The 7706-nt window shown below is 68.7% G+C and carries 6 protein-coding genes; 4 read left to right on the top strand and 2 right to left on the bottom strand.

Annotated features, from left to right (window positions below; all coding sequences use genetic code 11):
* Positions 1 to 116: 116 nt before the first annotated feature.
* Complete coding sequence (locus ACFWY9_RS25455) at positions 117 to 1445, bottom strand: lipase family protein (protein WP_378324799.1); 1329 nt, start codon at positions 1443 to 1445, stop codon at positions 117 to 119.
* Positions 1446 to 1724: 279 nt separating this feature from the next.
* On the opposite strand from ACFWY9_RS25455, the gene ACFWY9_RS25460 reads away from it, so the two are divergent.
* The gene (locus tag ACFWY9_RS25460; protein WP_378340101.1) at positions 1725 to 4289 is read left to right on the top strand and encodes a YbhB/YbcL family Raf kinase inhibitor-like protein; all 2565 of its coding nucleotides are present in this window, start codon (positions 1725 to 1727) and stop codon (positions 4287 to 4289) included.
* 100 nt (positions 4290 to 4389) lie between these two features.
* Here the strand turns inward: ACFWY9_RS25460 and ACFWY9_RS25465 are convergent, their stop codons facing one another.
* Complete coding sequence (locus ACFWY9_RS25465) at positions 4390 to 5376, bottom strand: MsnO8 family LLM class oxidoreductase (RefSeq protein WP_378324796.1); 987 nt, start codon at positions 5374 to 5376, stop codon at positions 4390 to 4392.
* 228 nt (positions 5377 to 5604) lie between these two features.
* Between ACFWY9_RS25465 and ACFWY9_RS25470 the strand changes: the two genes are divergently transcribed.
* From ACFWY9_RS25470 to ACFWY9_RS25480, 3 genes are all read left to right on the top strand, one after another.
* Positions 5605 to 5751: a hypothetical protein gene (locus ACFWY9_RS25470; protein WP_378324795.1), complete on the top strand. Its 147-nt coding sequence runs from the start codon at positions 5605 to 5607 to the stop codon at positions 5749 to 5751.
* Between the two features lie 79 nt (positions 5752 to 5830).
* Positions 5831 to 7078: a hypothetical protein gene (locus ACFWY9_RS25475; RefSeq protein ID WP_378324793.1), complete on the top strand. Its 1248-nt coding sequence runs from the start codon at positions 5831 to 5833 to the stop codon at positions 7076 to 7078.
* Positions 7079 to 7085: 7 nt separating this feature from the next.
* Entirely contained in the window at positions 7086 to 7589 is a 504-nt protein-coding gene (locus ACFWY9_RS25480; protein ID WP_378324792.1) for a hypothetical protein, read from the top strand.
* Positions 7590 to 7706: the final 117 nt, after the last annotated feature.

Consider the following 7706-nt stretch of genomic DNA (forward strand, 5'->3'; position numbering starts at 1 on the left):
CCTGTCCCTCACCCCCACCCCCACCCGGGCTCCGCCCCCCCGCGCACACCGGCCCCCCCCCGGGCCCCGGCGGGCAAACCCCCGGCCGGCCACCGATCAGCGGAACGTCGTCCCGGTCAGGAAACCGGTTTCTCCGGGGCGAGCGAGTTCCCCGCGGGGATCCGCCCGCAGTCCGACGGCGCCGCCTTGCCCGCGAACCGGTCGACGAGCCAGCCGATCGCCGAGGGCGCCCACGCCGCGGCCGCGCCGACGTGGCTCAGCGCGTCGTACTGTTCGTACTTGATCGACTTGTTGCCGGTGGCGCAGTACTGGTTCGCCAGGGCCCGGACGTCGCCGGCGACCATCACGCCGTCCCCGGTGCCGATGCCGGGCGGGTTGCCGAAGGTGCCCTCGAAGACACCGCCGTTGCCCTGCGCGATGAAACCCGGGACGGTCGGGGTGGGCGCCTGGCCGATGTTGATCTTGTTCACCGCTTCGACGAACGGCGGGATCGAGTTCGGGTTGGCGTACTCCGGCTTGACGAGCTTGGTCCAGGTCAACCCGGGATAGTGCCCGACCGCGTCGATGATCGACGCGTGCTCGAGATCCTTGAGCACCTGCAGGCCGTAGCTGCTCGCGTAGGGCTTGAGGTCGATGCCGAAGGCACGGGACGCCCCGATGAGCGCCATCGGCATGACCCCGGTCCACGCGATGCTGCCGTCGACGTACTTGAGGTTGTGCGCGGGGTCGACGAGCACGCCGCCCTCGGTGAAGCCCACCAGATTCTTGTCGACGTCCGGCGCGTAGCGCGGGGCGAGCGCGGCCGCCCAGCCGGTCGCGATGGCGCCACCCGAGTAGCCGATGAGCCCGAACTTGGTGTTCTCGTTCATCCCCGTCTTGGGGGACTTCGTGGCGGCCCGGATCGAGTCCAGCGTGTTGGTGCCGTATTCCGGCCCCGCCGCGAAGTTCGCGGTCTGCCCTTCGGTGTCGGGAATGACCACGTTGTAGCCCAGCAACAGAGCGGGCGCGATGAAGAGGGCTTCCGCGTTCGGGATGAGACCACCGAGCGAGACGTCACCGGCGATCGCCCGGGACGGACCGTGTTCGGGGTTGAGCGAGTCGTAGAACGACTGGTACGACACGGCTTTGCCGGTGTCACCGGTCAGGCTGCGGACCACCGAGGTGACGTTGGCGGACGGGCGGCCCTGGGCGTCGGTCGACCGGTAGAGCAGCTGGACGGCCTGCACCGGCGTGGGAATACCGATGACGTGGTAGCTCAGCGTCCGGGTCTTGAGCACGGTCCCGGGGGCGAACGACGAGAGCGGCTCGCTGCCGCTGTAGGCGTAGAACGGGTCGGCCGCGGTGGTCGCCGTCCCTGCCGCGGCGGCCGTGGCGGCCGGTGCGGCGACGAAGGTCAACGTGAGGGCGACCGCGGCGGCCAGCAGGCGAACAGGGTTTTTGCCCATGACTCCCCTTTGAATCATGAAGTGGATCACAGTGCGACGCGGTCAACCTACCAGCCAGTAACTATCATGTACAGCGCCGTACATGATTTTTACGGCGCACCTGACGGTGAGTCGCCTTCACGCGCAGTCACCACTCGGGTCCGGTATTGACACCAGCGCTCGAAGGGTGTGTGATTTCCGCTATAGATAGGAAACTTTCCTAACTATGACGTCCCCGGTGGGCCCCGCCCATTCCGCCGCGTTGCCCCTCCCTGTCCCCGACCCAGCAGGAGGCCTCCAGTGGCACCCCGCCCACCGTGGCGCGCGGCCTTATCGTGCCTGGCCGCCGCGGCGCTCGGCAGCACCGTGCTGCCCGCGCTCACCGCGTCCGCGGCGTCGACCGACTACGAGTCGGAAAGCGCTTTCATCTCCCAGGGCAAGGTCGAGTCCAACCACGCCGGCTACTCCGGCAAGGGATTCGTCAACTTCGACAACGTCGCCGGTAGCTATGTCGAGTACTCCGTCAACGCGGCACAGGCCGGCACGCACACGCTGACCTTCCGCTACGCCAACGGAACCGCGGCCGACAGACCGCTCTCGCTCAGCGTGGGCGGCGGTCCGGCCACCACCCTGTCGTTCCCCGGCACCGGCTCGTGGACGACGTGGAAAACCGTGACCGCGACGGTGAAACTGACCGCGGGCGCCAACAAGATCCGCACCACCTCCACCACCGCGGACGGCGGCCCGAACGCCGACAAGCTCACCGACACCTTCACCGGCTCCGACGACGGCGAGCCGCCGACGCCGCCCAAGAACCTCAAGGCGAGCGACGTCAAGCCGACCTCGGCGACGTTCACCTGGGAGGCCTCGACCGACAACGTCGGTGTGGTGCGCTACGAGATCAACCGCGGCGGCAACGTCCTCAAGAGCGTCGACGGGAACACGCTTTCCGCGACCGTGGACACCCTGACCCCGAACACCGCCTACGACATCTCGGTCGGCGCGTTCGACGCGGCGGGCAACCCCTCGCAGCAGAGCAACGTCGTCACGTTCACGACTCCCCCGAGCGACGACACCACCCCGCCGACCGCGCCCTCGGCGCTCAAGGTGACCGGGACGACCGCGAACAGCGTGTCGCTGGCGTGGAACGCCTCCACCGACAACAGCGGCAAGATCGCCGGTTACGACGTCTACCAGGGCGCCACCAAGGTCGCGACCACGACGTCGCTGGAGGCCACGGTCACCGACCTGACCCCGGCCACGTCCTACACGTTCACGGTGAAATCCCGTGATCCCAACGGGAACACCTCGGCCGCGAGCAACGCCGTCACCGCGAAGACCACCGGCGGGGGCGGGATCCCGGAGTACGACAAGGACATCGCGAAGGCCGACCTGGCGTGGTCGGTGGACTTCCTGCCCGACGGCTCGGCACTGGCCACCGAACGCGACCGGTTCGAGGTCGTCCGGGTGACGCCGGACGGGCAGAAGACCGTGGCGGGCAAGGTTCCCGGCACGGTCACCACGAACGGCGAGGGCGGTCTGCTCGGGCTGGCGCTCTCCCCGGCGTTCGCCACCGACCACTCCGTGTACTTGTTCCAGACCACCGCGAACGACAACCGGATCGTGCGGATGAAGTACGAGAACGGCAAGCTGTCGGCGACGTCGGAGCCGGTCCTCACCGGGATCGCCAAGAACCGCTACCACAACGGCGGCCGGATCCGGTTCGGCCCGGACGGCAAGCTCTACGCCACCGCGGGCGACGCGAAGAACGGCGGTAACGCGCAGAACAAGAACTCGCTCAACGGCAAGATTCTGCGGCTCAACGCGGACGGCTCCGCGCCTTCGGATAACCCGTTCTACGCCGACGGCGGCAACGCGCGCTACGTCTGGAGTTACGGCCACCGCAACCCGCAGGGCCTGGCATGGGATTCGCGCGGCCAGCTCTGGGCGGCGGAGTTCGGCGACAACACGATGGACGAGCTCAACCTGATCCAGAAGGGCGGCAACTACGGCTGGGACAAGTGCGAAGGCACCCAGGGCGACTGCGCGGGCTTCATCGCCCCGAAGAAGACCTGGCCGACTTCCCAGGCGGGGCCGAGCGGGATCGAGATCGTCGGCGACTGGATCTACGTCGCCGGGGTTACCGGCGAACAGCTGTGGGTCATGCAGATCAACTCGGCGGGTAACGGCGTCGGCCCGGCGCAGGCGGTGTTCTCCGGCCGCTGGGGCAGGCTGCGCTCGGTGACGAAGTCGCCGGACGGCGGGCTCTGGCTCACCTCCACCAACAACGACAAGAACGGCGGCACGCCGTCGGTGCTCGACAACGTCATCGTGCGGCTGAAGTTCGCCGGCGGGAACACCCCCGGCACCGATTTCAAGCTGAGCAGCACCGCCTTCGCCGACAACGCCAAGATCCCGGACAAGTACACCTGCGCCGGCGACCACTCCGCCGGACAGGACACTTCGCCGCCGCTGGCTTGGGGCGCGGGAAAGACCGGCGCGAAGGGCTACGCGATCGTCTTCGCCGACGTCGCGAACAACGGCAACAAGCTGCACTGGGCGATCTGGGACATCCCGGCCGCGACCACGTCGCTGCCGGAGGGCCTCGGCGCCGGGTTCAGCGTGCCGGGCCAGGGCGGCGCCAAACAGAAGGCCATGGGCAGCGGGGCGAACACGCAGAAGTTCTTCGGCCCGTGCCCTGGCGGTTCCAGCCATCCGTACACGTTCACGCTCTACGCGCTGAACACCGAGACCGTCCCTGGCTTGAGCTCGTCCTCGACGATGGCCCAGATCGAGACGGCGATCAAGAACGCCTCCACGGCGGGCGTGAAGCTGCGCGGGACCTCCAGCGCGGCAGCCGGCTGAGCCGCGGCCGGGGGTGACCGGAGCGGCGCCGGTCACCCCCAGCCGCACCCACTCTGACATCTCTCCCGGCGCCTCCGCCGTTACGCGGGTCCGTCCCGGGTCACGAACCCCGGAATGCCTTGACGGTCAGTTCGTAGGACCTCGCGCGGGCCGCCGGGTCGTACACCGGCGTCTCCAGCATCAGCTCGTCCGCGCCGGTCCGCTCCGCGATGCCGGTGAGCCGCCGAGCCACGGTCTCCGGCGAACCTTCCGCCTGCTGCGCGTGGTAGGCCGCGAGCCCTTCTTCCAGTTCGGGCGCGAAAACGTGCTCCGCCGCTTCGGCGACAGTGGGAAACGGAGCGGCGTCATCCTGCTTCGCGATGTTCTCGGTCAGCACCCGCGCGGGCAGTCCCAGTGCCGCGGCCTCGGCGTCGGAGTCCGCGCAGATCGTCCGGACCGCGACGATCACGTACGGCTCCGCGCACCAGCGCGACGGCCGGAAGCCCGCCCGGTACCGCTCCACCACCTCGACCGTGCTCTGCGGCCGGATGTGATGGGCGACCGCGATCGGCAGCCCCAGCTCGGCGGCCAGGCCCGCGCCCGCCGGGCTGGACACCAGCAGCCACGGCCGGGGCCGCTCGACGCCGGGCAGCAGGGACGTCTCGTCGGCGAGGAAACCCAGCAGCGCGGTCACTCCCTCGCGGTATTCCTCGTCGGTCGCGATCCCGGCTCCCCGGCGCAGTGCCCGGACCACCGGCTCGCGGAACGTTCCCGGCCCGCGCCCCATGCCGAGGTCGATCCGCCCGGGATGCAGCGCCGACAGGCTCAGGAACTGCTCGGCGAGCGCCAGCGGCGCGTGGTTGGGTACCAGCACTCCGCCCGAGCCGACCCGGATCGCGCCGGTCGCCGCCGCGTACGAGGCCGCGAGCACCGGGGGCGACACGCTGGCGATGATCGGGGTGCCGTGGTGCTCGGTCAGCCACATGCGCCGGAAGCCGAGTTCCTCGGCGCGGCGTGCGGTGGTGACCGTCGCGGCCAGTGTGTCGCCCGCCGTCCTGCCCGCTTCCACGAGCGTGAGTTCCAGCACGGACAGAGGAAGATCGTTCATGACGGCCACGGTAGCGGAACGCCCGCCACCGCACGGATCTTCACCGAATTCGCGCAACGAAAACGGGAACTCGCCGGAAACCGCGACACTGCGTGACAACTCACCCGGCTTTGACAGCTCCACCTTTCTTCAAGTGTCCTTGACATAGCCTTTGCAATCCCTTTACCTTGGCGGGGCGATGATCGTTTCGGTCACCGCGGTCGGTGTATCCCCGTTCGGAGGTAGCGCATGGAAAAGCTGGTCGAGCTGATCGCGCAGGACAAGGTGTGGGACAAGTGGGTCGCCGCGAATTCGGCGCCGAGCGCGAACAAGGAAGGCTGCATTTCGCGGGCCAAGCAGGGCTGCATTTCCAGCTCGCGGTCCCGCAAGGCCTGACGGCTTCCCCGCACCGGTGACCGTCGGCGGGTTCCGCCGTCGACGGCCACCGGTGTCCGGCATCGGATGATGGGTGAACATGACGAGCCAGCCCCCGGCCGAGATGGTCGACGCCGTCCGTGACATTCCCCTGTACCGGGATTCCGTCGAGCGCGGCGAGTTCCCGATTCTCGAAAAGGACCGCATCGCGCGGGAATTCCCGGACAACTGGATGACCCCGGACCTGAAGGCGGCGCTGGACTCCGGCGCCGCGGAGTTCGTGCTGTCCACCGGCACGAACCACGCGCGCATGCAGCTGATCCGGCCGCCGTATTTCCTGCTGAAATCCTATTACCGGCTGTGGAGCGAACACCCCGACATCGCGCACACCTGGGAAAAGGGCTGTCCGCGGGTGTCGCTCACGACCGTGCTGGCCACCCAGCACGTCGCGCGGGTCAACGCCAGGGCACGCGGCGAGCAGCCCGCCGAACACCCGAGCCTGGCGGATCGGCGTCTCGACGAGCGCACCGTCTACGTCAACCAGCGGCTGGATCCCGCGTTGTGGAGTCGCGAGGACGTCGCCGGCATGCTCGGCGAAATCGAGCGGACGCGGTCGGGGCATCCGAGCGGGAGTTACCACCTCGACTGTTCGAGCTACCATCTCGCCCATCTGGTACTCAAGGCGCGGCGGTGGGGCCTGGCACAGGCTCTGCCCCGGCCGGACAGCATCGTCCACGCCTACGAATACACCCCGGACAATGTTTCCCGGTTTATCCGCGAGCATTTCGACTGCCCGATCATCGACCTGTTCGGCAGCACCGAACTCGGTTATCTCTATTACAGCGACCGCCAGGGCCGCTATCATCCCCACCTCGACGAAATGCGGGTCGAACTGGTGCCGGTCGAAGAAGGCAGCACGCTGTTCGGCCTGATCGTCTCCAGTATCCGCAATCCGTACATGCCGCTGATCCGGTACCGTTCCGGCGACTGCGCGCGCACGGTGGACGGGAGCCCCGACCCGACGCGCATCGCGCGCTTCTGCGGCCGGGAGAAGGAACTGATCCGCGTCGGATCCACTCTGCTCTGTCACGGTGACCTCGACCGGTGGATCGGCGAATGCGCTCCACCGGTGTTCCTCTACCGGCTGCGGGTCGGCGAAGACAACACCGCGGAACTGGAATACACCACGTTCGACGGCGATCCGCTCGGCGCCCCGGCCGCCACGTCACTGGTCGCGGCCCTCTCGGAGCACCTGGAACTGGCCGTCGAACCGGTACACCGGAACCGCATCCCGATCGGCAGGTCCGGCAAGTACGCCTGGCTGCACCCGGAATCCCGAAACCACTAGGAGCATCGTGCCCGCTGTTTCCGCCGCCGATCTGCGTTCCCTGCTGGGCGAGCCGCTGTACGCGGAAGTCGTCGAATATTTCGTCGCGAAGACCGGCGAACCCGCCGAGTACGTCGAGCGGCAGACGCTGGAATGCCTGCGCTATCTCTATCTGGTCTCGGCGCACGAGGACGAGCTCGCCGGTCTGTTCCTCCCCGTCGAGCAGGAGATCGACGAGATCTGGCACTACCTGATCCTGCAGACCCGGGAGTACCGCGAATTCTGCACCGAGCGGCTGCCGGGCGGCTTCTTCGTCGAGCACCGCAGCATCAGCTACTCCGACTACCGGACCGAGCCGCCCCGGGAGCAGGCCGCGGCCGAGGCGCTACGCTGGATTCCCTTGTACGTCAAGGAGTTCGGCCCCTTCGACGAAGGCGCACTGCCGCACTGGACGATCGTCCGGTTCCTGCACGAGGAGCTGGACATGTCGCTGGGCCAGATCGCCGAACTCGGCACGGCCGCCGTCAGCTGACCGTGGCCACGGCCCTGGGGGGGGGGGGGCGGCCCGCGCGCCCCCACCCCCCCGAGAGCCAGCCCGACCCGACCACCCACCCCCCCCCCCCCCCCCCCCCCCCCACAACGCACCTCT

This window comes from Amycolatopsis sp. NPDC059027 (assembly GCF_042739735.1).
In the GTDB taxonomy this organism is placed as follows: domain Bacteria; phylum Actinomycetota; class Actinomycetes; order Mycobacteriales; family Pseudonocardiaceae; genus Amycolatopsis.